Annotated in this window: 16 protein-coding genes and 1 pseudogene; 11 read left to right on the top strand and 6 right to left on the bottom strand. The window is 40.5% G+C overall.

Features of this window, described 5'->3' with window-relative positions; genetic code table 11:
* Positions 1-392: 392 nt before the first annotated feature.
* On the bottom strand, positions 393-2,162 hold the full coding sequence (gene rpsA / locus ETF27_RS01060; RefSeq protein ID WP_130830110.1) for a 30S ribosomal protein S1: 1,770 nt from the start codon (positions 2,160-2,162) through the stop codon (positions 393-395).
* Positions 2,163-2,271: 109 nt separating this feature from the next.
* Positions 2,272-6,705, bottom strand: coding sequence for a translocation/assembly module TamB domain-containing protein (locus ETF27_RS01055; protein ID WP_240048097.1), 4,434 nt, complete (start codon positions 6,703-6,705; stop codon positions 2,272-2,274).
* Between the two features lie 144 nt (positions 6,706-6,849).
* Between ETF27_RS01055 and ETF27_RS01050 the strand changes: the two genes are divergently transcribed.
* The 7 genes and pseudogenes from ETF27_RS01050 to ETF27_RS11725 form a co-directional block, all read left to right on the top strand.
* Positions 6,850-8,202, top strand: a complete 1,353-nt coding sequence (locus tag ETF27_RS01050) for a Na(+)-translocating NADH-quinone reductase subunit A (protein ID WP_130830108.1) — start codon at positions 6,850-6,852, stop codon at positions 8,200-8,202.
* Between the two features lie 33 nt (positions 8,203-8,235).
* Positions 8,236-9,390 carry an NADH:ubiquinone reductase (Na(+)-transporting) subunit B gene (locus ETF27_RS01045; RefSeq protein ID WP_130830107.1) on the top strand — a complete coding sequence of 385 codons (1,155 nt, stop codon included), beginning with the start codon at positions 8,236-8,238 and terminating at the stop codon, positions 9,388-9,390.
* 11 nt (positions 9,391-9,401) lie between these two features.
* Positions 9,402-10,112, top strand: a complete 711-nt coding sequence (gene nqrC / locus ETF27_RS01040) for an NADH:ubiquinone reductase (Na(+)-transporting) subunit C (RefSeq protein ID WP_130830106.1) — start codon at positions 9,402-9,404, stop codon at positions 10,110-10,112.
* Positions 10,113-10,138: 26 nt separating this feature from the next.
* Positions 10,139-10,768: an NADH:ubiquinone reductase (Na(+)-transporting) subunit D gene (locus tag ETF27_RS01035; protein ID WP_130830105.1), complete on the top strand. Its 630-nt coding sequence runs from the start codon at positions 10,139-10,141 to the stop codon at positions 10,766-10,768.
* A 2-nt stretch (positions 10,769-10,770) separates the two neighbouring features.
* Positions 10,771-11,397 (top strand): NADH:ubiquinone reductase (Na(+)-transporting) subunit E, encoded by a 627-nt coding sequence (nqrE, locus tag ETF27_RS01030; protein ID WP_130830104.1) that lies wholly within the window; start codon positions 10,771-10,773, stop codon positions 11,395-11,397.
* Positions 11,398-11,403: 6 nt separating this feature from the next.
* Positions 11,404-12,675, top strand: coding sequence for an NADH:ubiquinone reductase (Na(+)-transporting) subunit F (gene nqrF, locus ETF27_RS01025; protein ID WP_130830103.1), 1,272 nt, complete (start codon positions 11,404-11,406; stop codon positions 12,673-12,675).
* A gap of 722 nt (positions 12,676-13,397) precedes the next feature.
* A pseudogene (locus tag ETF27_RS11725) lies at positions 13,398-13,544 on the top strand (IS982 family transposase); the annotation flags it as partial.
* Between the two features lie 234 nt (positions 13,545-13,778).
* Here the strand turns inward: ETF27_RS11725 and ETF27_RS01020 are convergent.
* From ETF27_RS01020 to ETF27_RS01005, 4 genes are read right to left on the bottom strand one after another with little or no spacing between them, the layout of a single operon-like run.
* Positions 13,779-14,258, bottom strand: coding sequence for an HlyD family secretion protein (locus ETF27_RS01020; RefSeq protein ID WP_130830102.1), 480 nt, complete (start codon positions 14,256-14,258; stop codon positions 13,779-13,781).
* 17 nt (positions 14,259-14,275) lie between these two features.
* Positions 14,276-16,471: a peptidase domain-containing ABC transporter gene (locus tag ETF27_RS01015; protein ID WP_130830101.1), complete on the bottom strand. Its 2,196-nt coding sequence runs from the start codon at positions 16,469-16,471 to the stop codon at positions 14,276-14,278.
* A complete protein-coding gene (locus ETF27_RS01010) occupies positions 16,471-18,594 on the bottom strand; it encodes an outer membrane beta-barrel protein (RefSeq protein WP_130830100.1) in 2,124 nt (707 codons plus the stop codon). The genes ETF27_RS01015 and ETF27_RS01010 overlap by 1 nt, the downstream gene beginning before the upstream one ends.
* Positions 18,591-19,793, bottom strand: coding sequence for a radical SAM/SPASM domain-containing protein (locus ETF27_RS01005; protein WP_158635966.1), 1,203 nt, complete (start codon positions 19,791-19,793; stop codon positions 18,591-18,593). Before ETF27_RS01005 ends, ETF27_RS01010 begins: the two co-directional genes overlap by 4 nt.
* A gap of 724 nt (positions 19,794-20,517) precedes the next feature.
* Here ETF27_RS01005 and ETF27_RS01000 point away from each other — a divergent pair.
* From ETF27_RS01000 to ETF27_RS00985, 4 genes are all read left to right on the top strand, one after another.
* Entirely contained in the window at positions 20,518-21,423 is a 906-nt protein-coding gene (locus ETF27_RS01000; RefSeq protein WP_439650613.1) for an IS982 family transposase, read from the top strand.
* A gap of 484 nt (positions 21,424-21,907) precedes the next feature.
* Positions 21,908-23,200, top strand: coding sequence for an O-acetylhomoserine aminocarboxypropyltransferase/cysteine synthase family protein (locus ETF27_RS00995; protein ID WP_130830097.1), 1,293 nt, complete (start codon positions 21,908-21,910; stop codon positions 23,198-23,200).
* Positions 23,197-24,210 (top strand): homoserine O-acetyltransferase family protein, encoded by a 1,014-nt coding sequence (locus ETF27_RS00990; protein ID WP_130830096.1) that lies wholly within the window; start codon positions 23,197-23,199, stop codon positions 24,208-24,210. Before ETF27_RS00995 ends, ETF27_RS00990 begins: the two co-directional genes overlap by 4 nt.
* A 7-nt stretch (positions 24,211-24,217) precedes the next feature.
* Complete coding sequence (locus ETF27_RS00985; RefSeq protein ID WP_130830095.1) at positions 24,218-25,405, top strand: homoserine dehydrogenase; 1,188 nt, start codon at positions 24,218-24,220, stop codon at positions 25,403-25,405.
* Positions 25,406-25,582 lie beyond the last annotated feature (177 nt).

Here is a 25,582-nt window from a genome sequence, read left to right as displayed (position 1 = left end):
AAAAGCTAAGCTTTTAAATCCTAATCAATATCACGCTGATTATCAATAAGTTACAAAACGTGTTCCGAATACGCTTTTTGTAATATAATTTCGTGGCGATGGGAGGTCGAATGTTCTGCATCAGAAAGCTGTCAGCCATCATCTGAATGTGAATTGGAGTTGTGAGGAGATTGATGTCTTTGGCATTAGAGCAAGACACGTCAAGTGTCATGATTTGATGCAACCTTGCGTGAGATTTCACAAAATTATTTGCTTTTCAAAGAAGGGCTAATTGATGACTCTACGAGTCATTTTTTTAGGGAAAGACCGGTTTGGTCAGTACAAAAAAGTAGGAGGTAAACTCCTATGAATGGTGTTTACCTCCTACGCGATAATTCAATGGATGAATAAGATTATTTCCCTTCTTCCATCTTCTTCTTCAAATCTGCGAGAACGTCAAGATCCCCGAGTGAAGTTCCTGCGGCAATGTTGTTTACCTGTGGTTGCTGTTCTGTCTTACGGTTGCCACCACGTGAACGGCGAGGTTCTTCCTTAACATCTTCGAATGTGCGAGAATGTGAGAGGATTATTCGTTTGGTCTCTTTAACAAACTCGATAACCATGAATGGAAGTTCTTCTCCGAGTTGTGCTTGAGAGCCATCCTCTTTTACAAGGTGTTTTGGAGTTGCGAAGCCTTCGCCTCCTTCATTGAGGGTGATAACTGCGCCCTTATCCATTGATTCCGTGATTTTACCGGTATGAACTGAACCCGGAGTGTAAATGGTTTCATATTGATCCCATGGATTGGGTTCCAATTGCTTGTGTCCTAAGCTCAAACGACGATTTTCCTTGTCAATTTCCAAAACAATGACATCGATATCTGCACCTTGTGTGGTGAATTCTGATGGATGTTTTACTTTCTTGGTCCAAGAAAGGTCGCTGATATGGATTAGTCCATCTACGCCTTCTTCAAGCTCAACAAAGATACCGAAATTGGTGAAGTTGCGAACCTTTGCCTGATGTTTAGAGCCTACAGGATATTTCATTTCTATTGTTTCCCATGGGTCTTCTCTCAGTTGTTTGATGCCGAGCGACATCTTACGCTCTTCGCGGTCGAGGGTCAGGATGACAGCTTCTACTTCGTCGCCTACTTTCATGAAGTCCTGTGCTGAACGCAGGTGCTGGCTCCAACTCATTTCTGAAACGTGGATAAGACCTTCTACGCCCGGTTGGATTTCTACAAACGCACCATAGTCTGCCATGACAACTACCTTGCCCTTTACGTGGTCGCCTACTTTCAGGTTCTCGTCAAGTGCGTCCCAAGGATGGGCGGTGAGTTGTTTCAAACCAAGAGCAATTCGTTTCTTCTCTTCATCGAAGTCGAGAATAACGACATTTATCTTTTGGTCGAGTTCCACAACTTCGTGCGGATCGTTTATGCGACCCCATGATAAGTCGGTGATATGAATGAGTCCGTCAACACCGCCGAGATCGACAAATACTCCGTATGACGTGATGTTCTTAACGACACCTTCAAGAATTTGACCTTTTTCCAGATGGGAGATAATCTCCTTGCGCTGTGCTTCGAGTTCTGCTTCGATGAGAGCTTTGTGCGATACGACTACGTTGCGGAATTCTTGGTTGATTTTAACAACTTTGAATTCCATGGTTTTACCAACGAATACATCGTAGTCGCGTATAGGATGAACGTCAATTTGGCTACCTGGAAGGAATGCTTCGATACCGAACACATCAACAATCATGCCGCCCTTGGTGCGACTCTTGATGTAGCCTTGAATAATTTCGTCGTTCTCAAGTGCTTTGTTGATGTTCTCCCAACTCTTCTGAAGACGAGCTTTTTTATGTGAAAGTACGAGTTGTCCGCTTTTGTCTTCTTGGTTTTCTACATAAACTTCAACCTTGTCTCCGATTGCGAGTTCAGGGTTGTAGCGAAATTCCGAAGCAGGAATAATACCATCGCTTTTGTAGCCAATGTTTATTACCACTTCTTTTTTGTCGATAGAGATGACGGTACCCTCTACAACTTGATGTTCTTGAATCTTGTTGAGAGTTTCGTCATAAGCTTTTGTTAGCTCATCTTTGCTTACTTCGACTTTAGAACCGTGTTCAAACTCGTCCCAATTAAAGTCTGATAAGGGATTGACGTTTTCAAAATTTGCCATAAATGTTAAAAAAATAATTTAATTAATAAAGTTAGACTTTATGTTTATAATTCTCCGGAAGGGCACTACGCCCTAACAGGGCGCAAAGTTACTAATAATATTCTGAATATTAGTGCTTTCGCTTGTTTTTTTCGTTTTTCTTTTTTGTAAAATGGAAAAGTTCCCCCAAAGTCCGAAAGTCTTTCTTTATATTAATACCTATTCCTTGCGTGGTGAGGGAATTACGCGTAAAGTATCGGTCGTTGGTGTGATTGTAGAAATTAATGGAGAGATTGCCATTGGGGACAAGGAGATATTTTATGTCGAAATCTCCGATGAATGAAGATGTGTTGGTTGCCACATTATCTCTGTAACCGAATTCGCCGTTTATAATCAGACGGTTGTCTAACATTTTTCCGGAGAGCAAGCCTTCGTATTCTGCATTGGTAAATCCTTCATTTCCTGTAGCGATATTTGCGCCGAAATTCCAATTGTTGTTTTTAATCACGTTGGACAATACGGTATTAATTTGTTGCGATAATGTTCCCGACAGAATACTTTGCATTGCCAAAGTGGTTTGTCCCGGTTGCGATAAACTTTCATTTGATGCATTATTGACAGATGGGGGATAAAATCTCCCTACAGCAAGCAAGTAGATGATTTGTTGGTTGAGGTCTTGTTCAGAGCTTAGAACCGAACGTACCATCTGTTCTGCGTCGGAAGAGAGGGATGGAAGGTCTATTCCAAATGTTACTGATGGCTTTTCGGGAGTCCCTCCAATGTTCAAAAGACAAATTACTTTTGTGTTGTTGGCTGTAAATGAGTTTCCCATCCTCAAATCGCTAAGTGGTACGGAGTTGAGCGTGTATTGTCCTTTTAGATTGAGTGTGGCATCGTATGGGTTACCACCAAATGCTATTGTGGAACCGGGGTGGAACTCAAATTTCTTCTTTATGATATCTTGTACTGTAAGGCTGTATTGTCCATAATCTATGATGTAATTTCCAAAGAGTTGAAATCCTCCTTTATTATAATATGTGGCTTTAATATCTCCTGATCCGTTTAGGCTGATCATGTCTCCGTTTTTTTCATCCATCAGAACTCTAAGTGTAAAATCTGGAGTCGCATGAATGGAGAAATTGATATTTAGATTGCTTTCAAAATCCGAATCTTTCCTTGCATTCGCCTTTTCGTTGTGCAAGTTGAATGCACCGGAGTCCTCGGACGGTGTGTATGTTTTTGGAGTTAGGTCTCTCCAGTATATGAATGAATTTTCATCAACAGAGTTTTCACTCGCGTTGTATGTTATGTAGGAGTCTTCTTCAGGTCGTAATGTGATGTTCATTGTTACGCCTTCAGACTTGTTGCTGATGGCGCAGTTTCCCGTACCTTTGACTACACCCCAAAAAGTATCGTCGCCGGTCTTTTTTGGAAAATTATAAATCAACAGATTCCGAGCCTCGCAATCTAAGTCGTATGTGAGGTTGGTAAGGGATTGATGGTGAATACCTCCGGTTAGGATGCCAATGTTATTATTCGTGTCGAATATTGTGTCGTTGTCGAAGATTATCTCGTTAGGAATCATCCTTATTCTACCATTCTTCAGCATATACTTTGAACCTATGGGCTTTATAAAGACATCGCCTGAGGCATACATGTCTCCTTCGAGATTTATCTTAGATAATGGTCCCACAACCTTGCACCAGCCATTTGCTTTAAGGTTTATATGGCTCATGAAAGAACTGCAATATTTATTTAAGAAATGAAGATATGTGTTAGAGGCATAGATAGGAAGATGTATAAAACTATTTTTAGTGTCAATGTAGCCCTTTATAACGGTCTTGGAGTCTGCCCCGGCATCGGCATGAGCATCAATGTTGATTCTTCCTGCATTGTGATTGTAATAGGAATTAGCATAAAGGGTTCCCATTTCTCCATTTTCGAATTGGAAATGTTTTATTTCTAATCGTGCCGTTGTTTCCGGTGTGTTAAAGAAAGATTTTACGACAACTTCTCCCGAAGCCAGACCGTCAAACTCAACGCTATGGAAGTTTAATATATCCATAATGTAGGGAACATCAATGTCTTTTAATTTTACGATGAGAGAATCGTCTATAGCTCCCGATGTCTTGCCATTTACGGTAATGTGTTGATTCTTGTTTGATAATTCAAAGTGCTTAATATTTAGATTGTTATGAGCGTAAATGAGATCTGAAGGTTGAACCCTTAGTTGTATGGTGTCTAATTGGATATTCGATGGATTGAAATGCAGATATGTTACCGGTCTGCCATTAGTAAGATTGAAAGTGGCATTGCAGTTTATATTGCCCGATATTGGTGTTCTTCCTTCAATATCAAAAGCTGTTACGGCATGAATATTTCCATTTTTAACCTTGCTGTTGTTCTGAATAAATATTCTGCGCCCATTGTTATCAACTCTTTCACCGGAAAGATTTGCTAAAAGTTCATCCTGCGGAGAAGAGAGAGTAACTTTTAACTTCTGAATATGTTGTTTGGAAATGATTAAAGATGGTGATTTTATATCTATTTCTATGTTTTGTGATGATTCATTGACGTTGCCATCCACTTTAATGTATGTATCTGTTTTTATATTGTTATTTGTCAGCCGATTAAGCAATTCGCTATCATTAATAACTGCGCTGAACATATAGTTGCTCTTGGTTTTATCGTATGTCGGCTTGTTCGGAAATATGTTTGGCAAATACTTGGAGATTGTATTTGTGATGCTGCTTGCTATATGATTGTACGCATATTGCCCGGAGAGTTGAAGTGTTCCAAGGTCGGATTTTACATTGAGCGATTTGTTGTTGAGGCTATTGAAAATGTCTAATTTTATTTCTTTTATTTGCGTATGTTTCCCATCTCCGGTCATCGCAAAGTTGTTTATGCTTAGCTGTCCTTTCAAATCGTTGATGGAGGAACCGTTGCCGGTTATATGCAAGTTAAAAGACAACTCTTTGTTGCCTATGATATTAGAGATTTTCAGTTTGCTCAAGTTTACACGATGAGCTGCAACTGTGGCATCAACAGCAAGTGCTCCTCTCTTTTTTATAAAAGTTATGAAGTTTTTGACATCCCCTTTTAGTTCTATTCCTCCATTTAGGTCGTTTAATGAGACCATTCCTTGGAAGTTGTCATTACTATATTCGCCATTGATATAAATGTTTCGATATGGGTATCCTTTATAACTGAGGAGAGGAAAGACACCTTTGGCATAAATCTTATTTAGATCTGTCGTGCCGGAGACCGATATGTCGGTTATTATATCTTTGATACCGGCTTTTGGGAATAAACGTCCTATATTAAAAAACTTTGTCTTAATCCTACCATTAAATTCTTTTTCATTAAGTGTTATATTGAGGTCTAAATTCCCTTCAGAAGTAAAAAGGATTCCATCGACCATATACTTTTCGTAGGTTCGTTTTGTGCTTCCTGTATAACCAATATAGTTTAATCGTTTTATTTCTTTTGGTATCGGCAGGTGAAAGATTTTGGAAAGTTTATTCAATGGTTCATTTGTTATTGCTATTTTTTTAGCATATATATTCCAACCTTTCATCTTCTTCAGATCCTTGATGACTCCTTTGATATCTACATATAAGTCTTTATTGCCCGAATGTAGTTTAAAGGAATTCAATCTTATCTGATTCCTGTTATATGATAGTTGGCTTTCTAATGATATGGCGTGCTTGAATGCCTGTAACTGAGGAAAGAAGCATGCGAAATCCGAAGGCGTAAATTGGGTTTCGTTGATAATGGATTCCACCCTTAGAGAATTCATATCTATCTGTTTATTAGCGATTTTATATAAAATATTTGCTTTGGGGATGGATATTTTACTGTTAGGCATTTCAAGGATAAAATCTTGCAACTGAGTTCGTTTGGTACTTGCCGAGCCTGTGAATGCCAAATGTTTGACCTTCAATCCAGACTTCTCTTTGAATGATAAATGTCTTACATTGACATCAATTCTATTGTGGTTGAACGCATTGATATTTATGTGTCCGGAAATATCACTTACTTCTAAGTGCCTGGTATTGAAACGATTTCTAACCAAGGGTGCATCCCATTTATGGTAAGAAATAGAGCTGTTCCGGATGATTAAGCTTTGAATCTGCAAATCGAACGATGGATGGGACGTGTTGTTTTGGGAAGTTAGCGAATCAAGAATAAACTTAAAATTGGGTTCTGTATTCTTATTTTGCCTATAAAGATTGGCTTGTAGTTTGAATATTTGCGCGGAAGATATAAGTATCTTCTTGCTACGTAGCAAATTGAGGATATCCACCTTGACAGCAATACGCGATATATCGACCAATCTCTTTTTCTTTTGGTCAGCGATGCTGATGTCATCGATTACCAAATGGTTTAGGGCTCCAAGACTGATCTTTCCCACTCTCACCTCCGTCCCAAGTTTTTTTGATAAGAGCTTGCTAACTTCATGACCTGCAAAGTTTTGTATGGCAGGGAGATGTAACAATATAACGATGGTAAAATAAACTCCTATGACCAGCCATATTGTCCAACGTATTATCGATTTCAATCTTTTCAAGGCGGTTGCAAAGCTACGAAAAAACATTTTTATTGTAGAATATATTATATAAAAAGTTTTTCGCAGTCCTAAAAATTTACTATATTTGCAGTGTTATTTAGTAAAAGACTTCTAAAAGACCCATTAATTAAAATTATGGTAAATGTTATTAAGTTGCGTAAGGGTTTGGATATAAACCTAAAAGGGCGTGCACAAGAGCTAACTTTACCTTCAATATCTTCGGATGAATATTCTTTGGTTCCCGATGATTTTATCGGATTAACACCGAAAGTAGCAGTTCGGGAAGGAGATCGTGTGAAGGTTGGAGAGGCTTTGTTTGTAGATAAAGGATGCGTCGAAGTAGGTTTTGCGTCCCCTGTTAGCGGAACAATAAAGAAGATTGTAAGGGGAAATCGTCGAAAAATTTTGCGTGTCAGCATAATCCCGGACAGTAAACAGGAGTATGTGGATTTCGGAACAAAAGACGTTTCGGTGCTTTCTGCGGAAGACGTGAAAAGTAGTCTTTTGCGTGCAGGATTGTTTGGTTACATCAATCAGCTTCCCTATGCTGTGGCGACACGTCCGGATACCCCCCCTAAGGCTATCTTTGTTTCCACATTAAGAGATATGCCCTTGCAAGGAAACTTTGAATATGAGTTGAAAGGTCAGGAACGCGATTTTCAAACCGGGCTTTCGGCTTTGTCGAAAATAGCGAAAGTATATCTGTCAATAGGAATCAATCAAAAAGCAAATGCGCTTTGTTCCGCCAAAGATGTGCAAATTACGGCTTTTGATGGGCCATGCCCCGCGGGCAATGTTGGAATTCAAGTGAATCATTTGGCTCCGGTAAATAAAGGCGAAGTGGTTTGGACGGTAGAACCAACATCCGTTATTTTTTTTGGCAGACTTTTTAATACCGGAAAGGTGGATTTGACGAGAACTGTGGCAATCGCCGGGAGCAAAGTAAAAGAACCTGCTTACATCAAGGCTATTGTCGGCACCCCGATTAAGGCTATTGTGAATGGCAAACTGACAGACACTAACCATATACGCGTCATTAATGGAAATCCACTGACGGGCATACCGGCAGACGATAGTTCAGTATTAGGCGCGCATACCTCTGAGATAACCGCTATTCCTGAAGGAGATGATGTTAATGAGCTGATAGGTTGGATACGGCCTCGTTTCAAAGCACTTTCCGTATCTCGTTCCTATTTCAGTTGGCTCATGGGCAAGACACGAACCTATGATTTAGACGCTCGAATCAAAGGAGGTAAAAGACATATCATCATGAGCGGAGAATATGACAGTATGTTGCCAATGGATATTTATGGAGAATTTCTCATTAAATCCATTATATCCGGTAATATTGACAAGCAAGAACAATTGGGCATTTATGAGGTCAGCCCCGAAGATTTTGCTTTGGCTGAGTTTGTTGATAGCTCTAAATTGCCTCTGCAGGAAATAGTACGAAAAGGCTTGGATATCTTGCGTAAGGAAAATGCTTGATACCCTATGTTTTAATAAAGAATTAAAGACAATATGAGTTTAAGAAATTATCTTGATAGGCTTCGCCCGAATTTTGAGGATGGCGGAAAGTTACATGCGTTCAAGAGTGTTTTTGAAGGCTTTGAAACATTCCTATATGTCCCGAATGAGACTTCAAAGAGCGGAGTCTCCATACATGATGCCATTGATTCCAAACGAATCATGAGCTTAGTGGTTATCGCCTTGATTCCGGCAGTGCTCTTCGGGATGTATAATATCGGATATCAGAACGCCTTGGCGGCAGGGAAATTGGGCGAGACAGCATTTATTAACATGTTCCTGTACGGCTTCTTGGCATTGCTTCCCAATATACTTGTTTCCTACATTGTGGGCTTGGGAATCGAGTTCGCGTGGGCGCAGTGGAAGGGGGAGGAAATACAAGAAGGCTACTTGGTAAGCGGCATATTAATTCCTCTGATAATCCCGATAAGCACACCTCTCTGGATGTTGGCTTTGGCGGTGGCGTTCTCCGTTATTTTGGTGAAAGAAATATTTGGTGGAACCGGAATGAACATATTTAATGTGGCGTTAGTAGCGCGCGCATTCCTCTTTTTTGGATACCCGAGCAGAATGACAGGTGATACCATTTGGCTTTCTACACAATCCATCTTCAATTTAGGTTACACTCTCCCCGATGGATATACCATGGCGACACCATTGGGACAAATTGCTCAAGGCATCCCTGTGAATGCGTCAATGAACGATATGATAATCGGGCTTATCCCCGGCTCCGTAGGAGAAACCTCAGTCATTGCCATCGCGTTGGGCGCGTTATTGCTGATATGGACAAACATAGCAAGTTGGAAAACCATGTTGAGCGTTTTTGTCGGAGGTGCATTTATGTCATATATATTCCAAACGACAGGTGCATCCCCGATAACCTGGTACGAGCATCTCGTTCTCGGTGGCTTCTGTTTTGGCGCAGTGTTTATGGCAACCGACCCCGTAACATCCGCGAGGACGGAAACAGGTAAATGGATTTACGGATTTATCATTGGAGTATTGGCAGTCATCATACGTGTGCTTAATCTTGGTTATCCTGAAGGCATGATGTTGGCCATATTGTTCGGAAACATGTTCGCCCCATTGATTGATTATTGTGTTGTTCAATCTAATATTAATAAACGTGCAAAGCGTGCAAAACTATAAGGAGTGAAGAAATGAAAACAAATAGCAATTCTTACACAATAATCTATTCCGTTGTCATGGTTGTGATAGTTGCGTTCTTGTTGGCATTCGTTTTTCAGGCTTTGAAGCCGATACAGGATATCAATGTGCAGCTTGATCACCAAAAACAAATTCTCTATGCACTAAATCAAGATCGTAATATGTCTAACGAGACAACCCTCGAATTATGGAATAAACTAATAATGGCAGATGATATCATTGATAAAGAAGGAAATATAATAGAGAGAGGAAAACAAGGCGGAGTTGATGCGGCTTTTCGTCTCAACAGCAAGGATGCCAAAGAGGGAAAGTTGGCTGTGTTCCGTTGCAAAGTAGATGGCAAGGAAAAATATGTCATACCTGTTTATGGTAATGGACTTTGGGGACCTATTAACGGCTTTATCGCAATCAATGAAGATAAAACCACTATTTTTGGAGTTTATTTTAATCATGAAAGCGAAACAGCAGGGCTTGGTGCGGAAATTAAAGACAATAAAGATTGGCAGGATCAGTTCAAAGGTAAGAAACTTCTTGATGGCTCCAAACAGAATGTTATCTTTTCCGTAGAAAAAAAGATAATAAACCGAGACTCTCAGGTAGATGCCTTGACCGGAGCGACCCTGACAAGTAATGGCGTAACCAATATGTTTCGTTCAGATAAAGGGGGATTGCAGGCTTATATAAAGTTTCTCAATCGCCAATAGTTTTGAATATATAATAATAATGTAATATGGACTTATTCTCAAAACAAAATAAGCAGGTATTTCTCAACCCACTCAATCTTGACAACCCCATCATGGTGCAAGTGTTGGGTATCTGCTCTGCGCTGGCAGTAACGGCGCAGTTAAAACCATCTATTGTCATGGGATTGGCAGTTACTGTCATTACGGCTTTTTCCAATGTCATCATTTCCATTTTGCGAAATACCATTCCCAACCGCATCCGCATCATCGTTCAGTTAGTAGTAGTAGCGGCGTTGGTAACAATAGTCAGCCAAATATTGAAAGCTTATTCGTATGACGTTAGTGTCCAACTGTCTGTTTATGTAGGTTTGATTATCACCAACTGCATTCTGATGGGACGCTTAGAAGCTTTCGCCATGATTAACAAGCCGTGGCCAAGCCTTCTTGATGGTCTTGGAAACGGTTTGGGTTATGCCTTGATACTTGTCATCGTGGGAGGTGTCAGAGAATTTTTCGGAAGAGGCTCTTTATTGGGCTTTAAGATTATACCCGACAGCTTCTATGATGCCGGATACATGGACAATGGATTAATGTCCATGCCCGCAATGGCCTTAATCCTTCTCGGTTGTGTTATTTGGGTTCATCGCGCGTATTTTGAAAAAGAAGATAAGAATTAGATATGGAACATTTAATAAGTTTATTCTTCAGGTCTGTTTTTGTGGACAACATGATATTCGCATTCTTTTTGGGAATGTGTTCTTATTTGGCCGTGTCCAAAAACGTGAAGACCTCATTTGGACTTGGGGTCGCCGTAACCTTTGTGTTGGTTGTAACGGTCCCCATCAACTATCTCTTACAAACCAAGGTGTTGGGACCCGACTGCTTGGTTGAGGGCGTAGATTTGTCTTACCTCAGCTTCATTCTCTTTATTGCCGTGATTGCCGGAATAGTGCAGATTGTTGAGATGGTGGTCGAGAAATATTCGCCTTCTCTTTATGGTGCTTTGGGCATTTTCTTACCTTTGATAGCTGTCAATTGCGCCATTATGGGCGCATCGCTCTTTATGCAGCAGCGAATCGGATTAGACCCTGCAAATACCCAATACATCGGTTCTGTTACAGATGCATTAATCTATGGACTGAGTTCCGGCATAGGTTGGCTCTTGGCCATTGTCCTTTTAGGGGCCATTCGTGAGAAATTGGAATATTCCGATGTGCCAAAACCTTTGCAGGGCTTAGGTATTACGTTTATAACTGTGGGGCTGATGGCATTGGCAATGATGTGTTTTTCAGGATTAAAAATCTAAATAGACATGGGATTGGAATTTATATTATATAGTATTAGTATTTTCTTGACAACCATCTTGCTATTGGTTATTATCTTGTTGGTTGCGAAAAAATATCTCAGTCCGAGTGGTAAAGTGAATGTATCAATAAATGGAGATACCACGTTGAATGTTGATCAAGGTGAATCCATACTCTCCACTTTAACAGAAAATGGCGTGTTCCTTCCTTCAGCATGTGGAGGCAAGGGCAGTTGCGGACAGTGTAAGTGTGTTGTTCTTGAAGGAGGAGGAGAAATTCTTGACTCCGAGCGCCCTCATTTCTCTCGTAAAGAGATTAAGCAAGGATGGCGTTTGGGATGCCAGACCAAAGTGAAAGGCAATCTCTCTATCAAAATAGACGAATCGATTTTGGGCGTCAAAGAATGGGAATGTGAAGTAATATCCAACAAGAATGTATCAAGTTTTATCAAAGAGTTCAAAGTAGCTCTGCCTCCCGGAGAACACATGGATTTTGTCCCCGGCTCCTATGCACAGATAAAAATCCCCAAGTACGACTGTATTGATTACGATAAAGATTTTGACAAGGAAGACATAGGTGAGGACTATATCGGACCATGGAAATCTTTCAACATCCTTTCGCTCAAAGCTCACAATCCGGAAGACACCGTGAGGGCTTACTCCATGGCAAATTATCCTGCTGAAGGCGATATAATCACGCTGACTGTGCGTATTGCTTCAACGCCATTTCTCCCACGCCCGCAAATTGGTTTCCAAGATGTGCCCACAGGTATCGGCTCTTCTTACATCTTCAGCCTCAAACCGGGAGATAAGGTGATTATGAGTGGTCCTTATGGTGATTTCCATCCTAATTTCACTTCGGGAAAGGAGATGATATGGATTGGTGGAGGAGCAGGTATGGCACCATTGAGAAGTCAAATCATGCATATGCTGAAGACTTTGCATACGCGCGATCGCGAAATGCACTTCTTCTACGGAGCGCGTGCCTTGGGCGAGGCATTTTTCCTTGAAGACTTTTGGGAATTGGAAAAGGAATACCCTAATTTTCATTTCCACTTATCTTTAGACCGGCAAGACCCTAAAGCTGACGCTGCAGGCGTGAATTATTATACGGGCTTTGCTGTCAACTGCATTCGAGATACTTATCTCAAAGATCACGAAGCACCGGAAGATTGTGAATATTATCTCTGCGGACCTCCCATGTTAATCAAAACCGTAACAGATTACTTGGATAGCTTGGGGGTAGATAAAGAAGCTATCATGTTTGATGATTTCGGATAACTAACGTAAGTCGCAAAGGGAATATTTTATTATTGCCAAAGCACGTCAAATACACTTTCGGTATAAAATTGATTGAGGTCGGGTTTCCTTTTGGAAAGTCCGACCTCTTTTTCTCTCACATGGAGTTTCTTCAAAAACTCGGCTCTCGTTTTCCGATAAACAAATTCTAAAGTTTTGTCTATATTCTTCGATTTTAACCCCAAATCGGTTATTAGAACCTATTTTTTAATGACCGTAATTGGAAATATTCAATTATATGGATTTGTTATTCAGCCACTTATCAACTAAAAGCCATACGCTGTGAACTCATGTGTCAATACCTGCCTGTCCGGGTACGACAAAAGACAAGCATATTCTTTATTTGGAAGGTCGTTGAAAACGAGCCTCCCTATATGGGAGAAATTCAATAATGTCCTAATTATTCTTCATACATCCATCCAATGCTTACCTTTCACTTTCCAAAAGCTTATCTTTTACACTGCAAAAGGTCATGAATTGGGATGTAAAAGCTTAGCTTTTAAATCGCAATTAGTATCATGCAGATTATCAATAGATTGCGAATTGTTTCTTCGGTGTGGTTTTTGTAATATAATTTTTCAGTGTTTTGATAAAAGGACTAATATGTGTTAATTAAAATATAGCACTTTTGCAACATTCTATAAATCAATTATATTTGCTACGCGAGTTCGGGATAAGAAAAATTCTTAAAAAGTTGGTAATAGGCTGACCTTGTACATTCACGGCATCGATCAATACATAATTTCATCATGAACTTATGTTCTGCTCTTACAGCCTATTGTTTCTTTGACAATAAGCCGGAAGCCCTGCCGGTACACATAGAGAAATCAAGGCAATTGGAACTTTTCTAAAGATTTTCTTATCCCGAACTCGCGTAAAAAGGGCTGATACTTCGTGAGAACTGTCGGTCCTAAATTTGTATCTTACCCAAAAGTTTAGCGGACAGTAATATTTGAAAAACAAGCCCGAAGTACCAATTAAAAGGACTTCGGGCGGAATATTTATGCTCTTTTGAGTTTTAGCGGACAGCAATAAACTACATCTGCCTTCCTTTTTTCACCGCTTTATTACGATTAAAAAGGAAGTTATATGATGTTTGTTATTCTTTGGATAATCTTTTGAAGTATGCTTTCATTGCTTACAAGTACAGAAGCAGTGCCTGTCATCCCGCTGACGAGTTTATACCTGCAAGCCGTTATCCTTACCTGTACCGTGAACACGCTACCTTCTGCCGTTTGTAGGGGCAAATGCGATGTGGCTGTTATTACACCATTAGCAACTCCATAGGTTTCTGCATCGTAGCCCTCAAATTCTATGTTTGCCGTCATTCCTTTTGCTATCGTATTCACATACTTATAAGGAACGGTTATTGTGCCTTGGTGGGCATTTGTCATCTGTACCTTTGCACTGATGGTCTCGGGATAAGGTATAAAATATGCGCCCACCAGCAGTCCCAATATCACAATGGTGATGATTGTGATGCCATAGCGTACAATTTTTGACGGTATCTCGCCAATGATATGCCTTACTTTCTCGCTGCGAAGTTCTATCTTGTTGTCTGCCATAATCTTCCATTCTGCTGTTAGTTGCCCAATTCCAATTGATTCTTTACGAGGTTATAGTATGTACCCCGCTTTGCCGTGAGTGTTTCGTGGTTACCAATTTCTACCACCTTGCCTTTATCCAATACCACTATCTGGTCAGCATTCTTCACCGTACTTAATCGGTGCGCTACGATAACCACCGTCTTACCTTTGTAGAACTCGTCCAGATGCTCCACTATCATGCGCTCGTTATTGGCATCGAGCGAGTTGGTGGCTTCATCAAGGAAAATATACTCGGGATTCTTGTACACGGCTCTTGCTATCAAGATACGCTGTTTCTGTCCTTGACTCAAGCCTACACCATCACGTCCAATCTTGGTATTATACTTTAACGGTAGCCCCATTACATAATCATTGATGCAAGCTATCTCGGCAGCTTTCTGCAATCGTTCCTTATCAATTTTCCCATCATCCACGGCAATGTTGCGAGCTATCGACTCGGAGAAGATAACACCGTCCTGCATTACCACTCCACACTGCTTGCGCCACCATTTCTTGTTAAGTGTATTTACATCAGTTCCACTGATATTGATTTGCCCGCCCAGAACAGGATAATAGCCCAGCATAAGTTTGATAAGAGTGGTCTTTCCGCTACCCGACGCTCCGACAATGGCAGTTACCTTGCCTTTGGGAATAGTGAGGCTTACATCATCTATGATAGTTTTCAGTGCGTGAGGGTCGTATTTGAAATTTACATTTTCAAGGTCTATGCCTTTGTTTTCTTCTTTCACTGAGGTTTCCAATCCATGCTTTCCGTTCTCATCGTCCATACGGTGGATTTCGTTGATACGTTCAAGGCTTATCTTTACATCTTGTATGGAGTAGAAGAAACTCATCAGCTGTTCCACTGGCGAGTTGAGTTGTCCGATGATGTATTGCACGGCAAGCATCATACCCAGTGTTAGTTGTCCGTGAATGACGGCTGTTGCTGCCACCACGGTGATAACGATGTTCTTTAGTTCATTGATGAAGATGCTGCCTGCCTCCTGCGTCTGTTGGAGTTTCAGCGACTTCATCTGCACTCCAAAGAGATCTGCTTGTACATCTTCCCATTCCCAGCGTCTTCGCTGCTCGCAGTCTTGGAGCTTTATCTCTTGCATGGAGGTGATAAACTCGTAGGTCTTGTTGTTGTTGATGGCTTGCTGCTCAAAGAGTTCGTAGTCAAGTACTTTTCTGCGCCTGAGGAAGAGGGCAAGCCAACCACCATAAAGCAGACTGCCGAGCATAAAGATAGCAAAGACAAGCCAGTTATAGGATAGCAACACAATGCTGAACACCACAAAGGTAAAGAGCGAGAACACGATGCTGAGCGTCTGTTGGGTTAAGAACGTGTTCACTCTACTATGGTCGCCCATGCGCTGCATAAGGTCGCCCATCAACTTGGTGTCGAAGAACGACATGGGCAACTTCAAAAGTTTGATGAAGAAGTCGCTCACCAATGATATGTTGATGCGCAGTGAGATGTGCAGCAACAGCCAACGGCGAATAAAGTCTATGGCTGTACGGCTAACCGTGAGCATCAGTTGCCCTAAGAGTATCAGCCAAATAAAGCCGATGTTCTGGTTTTTGATGCCCACGTCCACAATAGATTGTGTGAGGAAAGGCAGAATAAGTTGTAGCAGGCTGCCCACGAGTAAGCCCAAGACAATCTGCCCGAAGTACTTTCGATATTGCTTGATGTAGCCAAAGAGGAACTTAAACGAGCGTTCCTCTTTGGGCTGTTCCTCCTTCTGCTTTTCATAAAATGCTGGTGTGGGTTCCAAAAACATCGCAATGCCTTTCTCCTCACCGCCAAATTGGGTGCTGATCCAATGCTTCTTGAATTCCTCAAGATTGTATTTTACAAGTCCTTTTGCAGGGTCGGCAATATAAAATTCTTTTTTATGATTAACTTTATATAATACAACAAAATGATTTTGATTCCAATGCAAAATTGAACATAATTTATTGGAAATCAATTCGTCTAATGTTATTTGAACAGAAACAGAATCAAGTCCTATAGATCGTGCCGTTTCCGCAATAGCTTTTAATGAAACACCTTCCTTGGTTGCTTTGCAAATTTTATAAAGTTCGGAAGTGTCGTATTCTTTATCAAATTTTTTACACACCATTGATAAGCAAGATATACCACATTCCATTGAGTCATGCTGTCTTACATATTGTATCTCATTCATTACATGGTACGTTGTATAATACTTTCATTCTTCCTGCTTGTCCTGACACTCACTTCTTTATTGAAGATTGTGTAAGATATTGTGAGTTCCACGCCTCGCATATCATTTTTACCTCTCGTTCCCCAATCTATATAATTGAAGTGATACAGAATGTTGTTGTAATTAGCCTTTCCCAAAATATCATTTACAGCTAAATTGATATTCAGCCTGTTCTTCAGCAATGATGCTGCAACACCCATATTCCAACTATGAATACTCTTCTGATTATACAACAAATACTCATTTCTGCCTTGATAAGTATAATCTGTAAACAAATAAATACTTGGTGTCAGAGCATAATTGATATTCACCTGCCCATTGAAAGCAACTTTGTCATTTCTGTATTCTTGTTCTTTAAACACATATTCTCCATGTGGGAACACCACTTCACCCTCGCATGAGAGTTCAATATTACCAATGGCTTTAGAATAATTCAATATCACCCTGAAGTCGCTTGCTTTCTTCATATTCATGGAATAAGAAGAGAGGATATTGCTCGTTGCATCTATCTGTTCAAGCACACTCACAAGCGGATTCTTTCTATAAGTATAGCGCAATGAAAGGGTTAAGTCTTTCCATGTAGAACTAAGTGTATAGCGATCCATAGTTTCATTTTCAAGATTTGTATTTCCCTTGCTGTACAGAAGTGAATCCTGATAAACAAGTCCAGAGTTTAGTTGGGCAAAGTTAGGTTGTGTAAGATTTCTTCTATAATTAAACTGGAAGAACCAATTATCATTCGGTCGATACTTTATAGTGATTACAGGGCAGAGTGTAGAAAAGTGTTGTTTGAATTGATTTGCCACCGTGTTTGTTCCCGAAACATTGCTAATGGTTCTATGCACATACTGATAGCGCACCGCAGGCATGACTGTCCATTTGCCAAAACTTTTAGCGAATGACAAATAGGCTTGCGGATTTGATTCTTTTACATTGATATCGTTGATATAACTCTGCACATTCAAATATGGTATTTCTGAATTTGTTTTGGACTTTGAATCCACATAATTATATAGAACTCCCGCCATAGCACTGATGTTCCATGGAAGTTTAAATCCATTGTCAATACTTGTTGTATAGACAGTATAACGGCGATTGCCATGACTCTTGGTAAGCGAAGACAAGCTTGCATCGCTTTCCAAAGTTTGCAGATGATGATTAATATTCGTGGAAGCTATTTCCTGAGAAATGTCAAGATTATAATTATTGCTTGCATAAACATATTGCAACGTTCCGCTATGTATGTTCTCTAAGTTTCTGCCTTGTCTATCTATGTTCCTCCATTGCTTTTGTTGCTGCTGCCAGCTCGTCAAATTTGTGCCAAATGCCTTATTATCCTCATCGCTGAATTGATAGAAATAATAAAGTCCTAATCTGCTTTTGGCATTCAACTGATAATCCGCGGAGAAGTTTACCTTATGCGCTAAGGTTGTTATAGGCGTTTCTCGCTTTTGCTCAATGGAGAATATGTCATCACGATAGATGTTGCGAAAATATGTTTCCTTATTCTTGTTACCATCTTTGCCACCCATATAGGATAGGTTAGCAGAAAAGTTCTTATATTGTCCCATCACATTGAGAATGCCTACATCTGAAAACATTCTTGTTTGTTTCAAGTAGTTGCCAACGCTAAGAAATATAAAATCATTAATATGCTTAATGGTTGTAATGGTAATAACGGGTTGTCCGTTGGAACTGTACTTTACAGAGGGGGCTCTGTCTATCTCTATACTCTTGATATTGTCGGCTTGCAGCGTGGACAGAACCTTTGCGTCGGACAAAAGTCGTCCGTCCAAAACATAAACAGGTTCGCCCAATCCATTCACTTCTATATTGTCATTAACCGAATGCAGACCCGGTGTATGCGACAACATTCTCATTGCCGTACCCATTTTCGATAGCACAGTATTGGCAACCTGAATCTTGGAAACGCTCCCTTTGTTTTTCACACGTGGCATATGTCCTTTCACCACAACATTGTCCAATTCTATGGTTGTAAGAAAAGTACTGTCTTTTATTTCGTCTTGACCGAAACAAAAGGAAAAGTTTACACAAAAGGCTAATAAAGTTAATATCTTTTTCATCGAATTGAATATTTATACATGTAAAAATCTGGAAGGATTTCTGATAGATTCCTTTTATACATTGAACAGTATTTTTTATTTTTCCCCCAATTCTTATTTCTATCAATGGGACAACCTCCTCCACATATAGGAAATACATTGCAATTGATACATTCATCAGAATCAAAAGGGTTGTGACCAAACATTGTTTCTGATAATTTTTCAAGGGATAGGGTTCCTTTTGCCAAGTCTCCAACTTTATTATTGGGAAGTCCTAAATGTTCTAGACACTTATATATATGTCCTTTAGAATCTATTGCTAATGAATTTTTACATCTAAACATGCATGGCATGGCTAAATTTGGAAGTTCAGGATATACTAATGCTTTCTCTTTATTCCTAAGTGCATCTTGGTCTTGCTTTAATAAATCTTCATGCGTAAAGCAATTTCCCGATTTATCAAAATCTGTACGATCACGTACATAATTATGACTGATTGCTATTTGTCCCTTTCTAAGATATTCTGAAAAATTATTATTGAAATAATTTGTAATATCGCTAAGCGAAGTAGGATTAGTATGATCCATCGTAACCTTAATGCTTAGTGGAATATCTGTTAATGATACTAATTTCCTAATATTTTCAATGATTAGATTAAAAGAAGGTGCCCCATTGTTAAATATTCTACGTTTATCATGAGTTTCTGCAATACCATCAAGACTAATTTGAATATATTTTAAATTTAAAATATCCAATTTTTGTATAATAGACTCATTTAACAAACTACCATTTGTAATCATATCAGACGCAAACTTAATTTTTAATTGTCTTAAATGCTTACAAATTGAGTAAATTCTATCAAAACCAAGTAAAGGTTCTCCTCCAAACCATGTAATATGAATTTCTTGCTGTCTATGTAAAGATATAAATTTAATAAGTCTACTTTCAATATCATCGGACATTAAGCCAATGTTTTTTTTACCGTCTTCGAAACAATAAAAACAATTGAAATTACATTTCATCGTTGGGGCTATTGATAATATCAGCGAAGAGTTTTGGAACATGCTGCTATAACACTTGTATTTATAAACATTTAGTTCATTATAATCATCATCTACTAAGATGCCAGCATTCTGCAAAATAGCACATACTTTATCTTCAATAACATTGCCTTTCTTTTTGATATTTTCATATATAGAAAACCATTGCTTTGTTTCCATTTTGACAAATCCTGTTGTCAAAGTATTATAAATAAATGTGCTATTATTGCAAGTATTTATAACATTGAATTTAGATATTTTCATACATAATTTACATAAACAACAAGTGAAAAAGAACCTACTATTATTATCCATCATAAGATGATGGATAATAATAGTAAATATAGACCTAAGTAATGAATATAATACACTTTAGTAAGTGAATTATATTAAAAACTATGGTTTTTGAGAGCTGACTTGTGCATTATTCGAAGTTGATGGTTGACTTACATGTCCATTATCATATCCACAATCGCATTTAGTTCCATACAAAAGACTGTGTCTATAACCTTGATCACATTTGGTTGCACCACCAAGAATATTTTCCTACTCCTCGGGTTCTAGAATGTTAACATCTGAGTTAACACCACTCTTCAACAAAATAATGTTTGAATTTTCCATAAATATTGTTTTTAATTAATACGTTGCAAACGTACAAAATCTACAGAAATATGCAAGAATATATATGTTATTTTATAAAGAAGACTTGTTTTTTAACATTTCAGGTATGACAAATAGCACAGAAGTGAACAAAAACTCTGTTTCTTTTGTTTACTTACCATTTAATATCCTTTATAATTAACGTGAGTTCGATGAATTATAAGTGTCTGTAAATTTGGTGATTAGCGGAATTTGTTGTAACTTTAAGGTGTTGATTTACAAATAATTACAAACAAAAATCGCTATAATCACCGAGGACAAAGTTATTGAAGTATTTTGTATGGCAGATGATTTCTGCAAGTTTTTTGATGCAATGGTGGCAAAATATACGCTAAAACCTACCGGAAAAAGAAACTATCATCGTAATTCCACGATGTCAAAGACAGAAGTCATGCTGATAATGATTCTTTTTCACGACTCTGGTTATCGTTGCTTTAAACATTTCTATCTTGAAAAAGTATGCAAGCATCTTCGCCATCTATTTCCAAAAGTTGTTTCTTATAACCGTATAATAGAATTGGAAAGGGAAATAGCCGTACCCTTAACCTTGTTTATCAAGAAGGTTCTGTTGGGTAAGTGTACGGGCATAAGTTTTGTTGACAGCACACCACTGCGTGTCTGCAAGAACCAAAGAATACATATTCACAAGGTTTTCAAAGGTATAGCCCAAAGAGGAATACGCTCTATGGGATGGTTCTTTGGCTTCAAGTTGCATTTGATTTGCAATGAGAAAGGAGAGCTTCTCAATTTTATGATAACACCGGGAGATGTTGATGACCGTAAGCCTTTGGAATACAAAGCTTTTGTAGATTTCATATATGGCAAGCTGGTCGGAGACAAGGGGTACATCGGCAAGAATCTCTTCCAAAGGCTGTTTGTGGATGGAATACAACTTATTACCAAGCTGAAAAGCAACATGAAAGGAGCTTTGATGAGCGTTTCTGACAGACTCTTACTCAGAAAAAGAGCCATTATAGAAACTGTGAATGATGAGCTTAAGAACATTGCACAGGTGGAGCACTCCGGACATAGATGCTTTGACAATTTCATCGTCAACTTATTAGGGGCTATTGCTGCCTATTGCTTGTTTCCCAAGAAGCCGTGCATCAATGTGCAAAGGACCATTGATACACAGCTTGCATTGTTTTGAATTCGTCGAACTCACGTTAAATAGGTAGAATCTGATTTTCAAGCATTTTATCGGGGATAATTGCTCCCAATGCTACAAATTTCTGCAAAAACTGTTGCTTTTTCTTGTTATTTGAAAAAATATCCGTACCTTTGCCTCCGTTAAGCAACCAGAATATTGAGAACATTTAGTAAAAATATCGTTCTTTGTTCAACATTCATGATGCGAATGTGCCGGTAGGCACTTGTAGATTCTACAGGTGACTGCGTGTCGCCTTGTGCATAAAAGAATGCACTAAAATCCTCCCATATCATTTATTTTTTTCATTCAATTATTTCTTCGATTTGGCTCTGACAAGCTTCTTATTTGGAGTATTTCCCCATAGGTAAGTCTGTCCCATGCTATTTTCCATAGCGCGTACCGACACCATAGGCCATTTTAGAAGAAATCCAAACAATAAACTATATGCGACGCAGTCATGCGCCACATCCAATAACGAATCATTATGACAAATAATAGAAACAAACTTCATTTTGCCACAAGACAAATCCATGGTGGCTATCACATTGATGAAACTTGCGCAAGGGGTATCGCCATCCACCCTACAGCAGCTTTCCATTTCAAGTCGTGCGACACCGCTGCCAATCTTTTCAGCCTGAGTGAGGCAGGGAACATCTATACCCGATTGAACAATCCCACGAATACCGATTTTGAAAACCGCATAGCATCCCTTTATGGAGGGGTGGGTGCATTGGCTGTTTCGTCGGGGATGGCTGCCATTACGGTGATTGTCACATCCTTGGCAAGCAGGGGTGACAACATCGTGGCTTCGCCCTATCTTTATGGCGGAACATACAACTCGTTTAGAATCACATTGCGAAACCTCGGCATTGAGTGCAGAATAGCTGAAGACGACAGCAACGAATCAATAGAGAAATTGATCGACCAGAACACCAAGTTGATTTATCTTGAGAGCATGGGAAACCCAACGTGCGACGTTGTAGATATAGATGGAATCAGTAAGATTGCCAAGCATTATGACTTACCACTTGTCGTTGACAATACCTTTGGCGGATGCGGATATTTGTGCAACCCGTTTGATTGGGGAGCGAATATCGTATTGGAATCGGCAACCAAATGGATAAACGGTCATGGCACGGCCATTGGTGGAGTGATAGTAGATGGTGGAAACTACAACTGGGGCAACGGCAAGTACCCACAGATAGACGGTCCGTCGGAAGGTTACCACGGATTAAACCTTTGGGAAGCTTTTGGCCCTTCGGCATTTATTGTCAAGGCGAGGGTAGATGGTTTGCGCGACTTGGGATGTAGTCCCTCCCCCTTCGACACGTATCTTCATCTCATTGGTTTGGAAACTCTCTCGCTCCGCATTGAGCATCAGGTGGCCGCTACGCGCCGTTTGGCGGAATACTGTCGCACAAGCCCGTTTATAAAGAAGGTGAGTTATGTGGGATTTGAAAATCACCGAAGCTATGCCAATGCCCGTAAATATTTCAAGCATGGGGCTTCAGGAGTGCTCAATATTGAGCTGAAGGGCGATGTGGAGAGTACGGTGAGGTTTGTTGAGGCTCTACAGCTTTGCGCCAACATGGTGATGATAGGCGACTCCATCACCGTGGTCACCCACCCGGCATCCACTACCCACAAGCAGTTGAGCGATGCGGACTTGAAAGCGGCAGGAGTTACTCCGACCTTGCTGAGAATTTCGCTCGGACTAGAAGATGTGGAAGACATTATAAGCGATTTTGAGCAGGCGTTTAAAAAGACAGAGAAATGAAGGAATATCATTACGAACATCCTTTTGAGTTGGAAAGCGGAGCATCGCTGCCCAGCCTGACAATTGCCTACGACACCTATGGCACGCTGAATGCCAATGCTGACAATGTGGTGTGGGTGTGTCATGCTCTCACCGCCAATTCAGATGTGGCGGACTGGTGGCCACACACGGTGGAGAGGGGGCGCTTCCTTGATCCGGAGAAGTATTTCATCGTCTGTGCCAACTTCCTCGGATCGCATTACGGAACTACGGGACCGCTCCACATTAACCCACAGACGGGAAACCCTTGGTACAACGATTTCCCACCATTCACCATTCGTGATATGGTACAGGCACACCGTTTGTTGGCGCACTACCTCGGCATCAGCCAAGTGGAACTGCTTGTCGGTAGCAGCATCGGGGGATTTCAGTGTATCGAATGGTGCGTCATTGACCCCACCTTTGCACGCCATGCCGCCCTCATCGCCACTGCCGAGTGCGTTTCACCGTGGGTATCGGCCTTCAATGAGTCGCAGCGTATGGCTATCAAGGCAGACAAGACGTTTGGAATGCCCTCGCCCACAGCAGGTGCAGAAGGATTGGCAGTGGCAAGAAGTATTGCCATGCTCAGCTATAGGGGCGAGGCTGCCTACAATCTCACACAGACCGATAGCTTTTCCGACGGCGAGCTTTTCCGACGACGCGTACATTCTTACCAACAACACCAGGGAGAGAAGTTGAAAAACCGGTTCAATGCCTACTCATATTTCAGAATAACGCAAGCAATGGAATCACATCACGTGGGACGAGGACGGGGTGGAATAGAGAAGGCTCTGGCAACCATTCGGGCAAAATGCCTCGTCGTGGCTATATCGTCCGACATTCTTTTCCCGCCAGAAAGCCATTCGGTGATGGTGGAAAATATTCCTAATGTTGAGTACAAGGTGATTGACTCTTCCTTCGGACATGATGGCTTCTTGGTGGAGAGTGACAAGTTAGACCGTATTATCCAATCTTTCCTTAATAAATAGAACAATTATGAAACAGAAAAAAATCAATATCGGACTTTTCGGCTTTGGTACAGTGGGCAAAGGACTTTATGATGTGCTGCAGCGCATACAGCCGCAGAACGTGAAAATCGTCAGCGTTTGCGTGGAGGACATCACCAAAAAGCGCGATGCCGACATTCCGTTCACCAATCGTGCCGACGATATTTTTAACAATAAGGACATCAATTTCATCGTGGAGCTCATCAACGATGCTGAAGCTGCTTACAAAATTGTCAAGCGTGCGCTTGTTGCAGGACTACCAGTGGTAAGTGGCAACAAACGGATGCTGGCATACCACATCATGGAGCTGATAAAGCTGCAAGAGCAATACAACACACCTTTATTGTACGATGCATCGGCTTGCGGTAGTATTCCCGTCATCAGAAACTTAGAGGAATACTATGACAACGACCTGCTCATCTCCATCAAGGGAATTCTTAACGGCTCGTCCAACTTTATCTTATCCAAGATTTTCAACGAGGGAATGAACTACGACGACTCTCTGCGGCTGGCACAGGAACTGGGCTTTGCAGAAAGCAATCCCACCTTTGATATTGAGGGATGGGACTCGCTTTTCAAGCTCATCATTATCACCGTTCATGCATTCGGAGTGTATGTTCCACCGAAGGATGTACTGAACGTGGGTATCGGTCACATGAATAGTTACGACATCCAGTTTGCTAACGAGAAAGGCAGGAGAATCAAATTAGTGGGGAGTGCGGAGAAAATGGACGACAAACTCGTACTCTCAGTAATGCCGCAGCTGATCTCCCGACAGAAATACATTTACAGTGTAGAGGACGAATTTAACGGTGTCGTGATAAAAGGTCTGTTCTATTACAAGCAGTTCATGTTCGGACAAGGGGCCGGAGGGTATCCAACAGGATCAGCGGTGCTGAGCGACATCACCGCCCAATTGTATGATTACAAGTACGAATATAAAAAGCTGAACAACCCTCATCACCCGCACTATACCACCGACATAACTTTTCGCATTTATTTCCGTTTTACCAACGAAGAGGACCAGTCGCTGTTGGATTTCGAGAGCACCAGCGAGCGTTATCTCTCTGCGAATTATAAATATGTGGTGGGAAACATATCACTCGCCCAACTCATAGAAAAAGTAGATATGTTAAGAGAAAAAGATGTGTTCATCGCTGCTTATCCCCATGACTGATACGGTTTGGAACTATCCAGCCCGCCACTTGCTGGCGGTCTCACGTCTAAATACTGGAAGTAAGGTTTCGGGAGGTGAAAGCTCACCTTTAGCCATGCGAAAGGTCAGCTTTTGTATGGTCAAGGCTCACTTTTTGAGAAGCGACCCATAAAACAGATGTCTTTTCCTGAATTCACT

It is taken from the genome of Prevotella brunnea, from assembly GCF_008016795.1.
GTDB classification, from domain to species: domain Bacteria; phylum Bacteroidota; class Bacteroidia; order Bacteroidales; family Bacteroidaceae; genus Prevotella; species Prevotella brunnea.
This window is presented reverse-complemented; position numbering and strand designations above follow the sequence as displayed.

What these genes read in the sequence shown, in the direction of transcription:
- rpsA (WP_130830110.1), bottom strand. Translation starts at nt 2,162, where the DNA reads ATGGCAAATTTTGAAAACGTCAATCCCTTATCAGACTTTAATTGGGAC.
- ETF27_RS01050 (WP_130830108.1), top strand. Translation starts at nt 6,850, where the DNA reads ATGGTAAATGTTATTAAGTTGCGTAAGGGTTTGGATATAAACCTAAAA.
- ETF27_RS01045 (WP_130830107.1), top strand. Translation starts at nt 8,236, where the DNA reads ATGAGTTTAAGAAATTATCTTGATAGGCTTCGCCCGAATTTTGAGGAT.
- nqrC (WP_130830106.1), top strand. Translation starts at nt 9,402, where the DNA reads ATGAAAACAAATAGCAATTCTTACACAATAATCTATTCCGTTGTCATG.
- ETF27_RS01035 (WP_130830105.1), top strand. Translation starts at nt 10,139, where the DNA reads ATGGACTTATTCTCAAAACAAAATAAGCAGGTATTTCTCAACCCACTC.
- nqrE (WP_130830104.1), top strand. Translation starts at nt 10,771, where the DNA reads ATGGAACATTTAATAAGTTTATTCTTCAGGTCTGTTTTTGTGGACAAC.
- nqrF (WP_130830103.1), top strand. Translation starts at nt 11,404, where the DNA reads ATGGGATTGGAATTTATATTATATAGTATTAGTATTTTCTTGACAACC.
- ETF27_RS01020 (WP_130830102.1), bottom strand. Translation starts at nt 14,258, where the DNA reads ATGGCAGACAACAAGATAGAACTTCGCAGCGAGAAAGTAAGGCATATC.
- ETF27_RS01015 (WP_130830101.1), bottom strand. Translation starts at nt 16,471, where the DNA reads ATGAATGAGATACAATATGTAAGACAGCATGACTCAATGGAATGTGGT.
- ETF27_RS01010 (WP_130830100.1), bottom strand. Translation starts at nt 18,594, where the DNA reads ATGAAAAAGATATTAACTTTATTAGCCTTTTGTGTAAACTTTTCCTTT.
- ETF27_RS01005 (WP_158635966.1), bottom strand. Translation starts at nt 19,793, where the DNA reads ATGGAAACAAAGCAATGGTTTTCTATATATGAAAATATCAAAAAGAAA.
- ETF27_RS00995 (WP_130830097.1), top strand. Translation starts at nt 21,908, where the DNA reads ATGACAAATAATAGAAACAAACTTCATTTTGCCACAAGACAAATCCAT.
- ETF27_RS00990 (WP_130830096.1), top strand. Translation starts at nt 23,197, where the DNA reads ATGAAGGAATATCATTACGAACATCCTTTTGAGTTGGAAAGCGGAGCA.
- ETF27_RS00985 (WP_130830095.1), top strand. Translation starts at nt 24,218, where the DNA reads ATGAAACAGAAAAAAATCAATATCGGACTTTTCGGCTTTGGTACAGTG.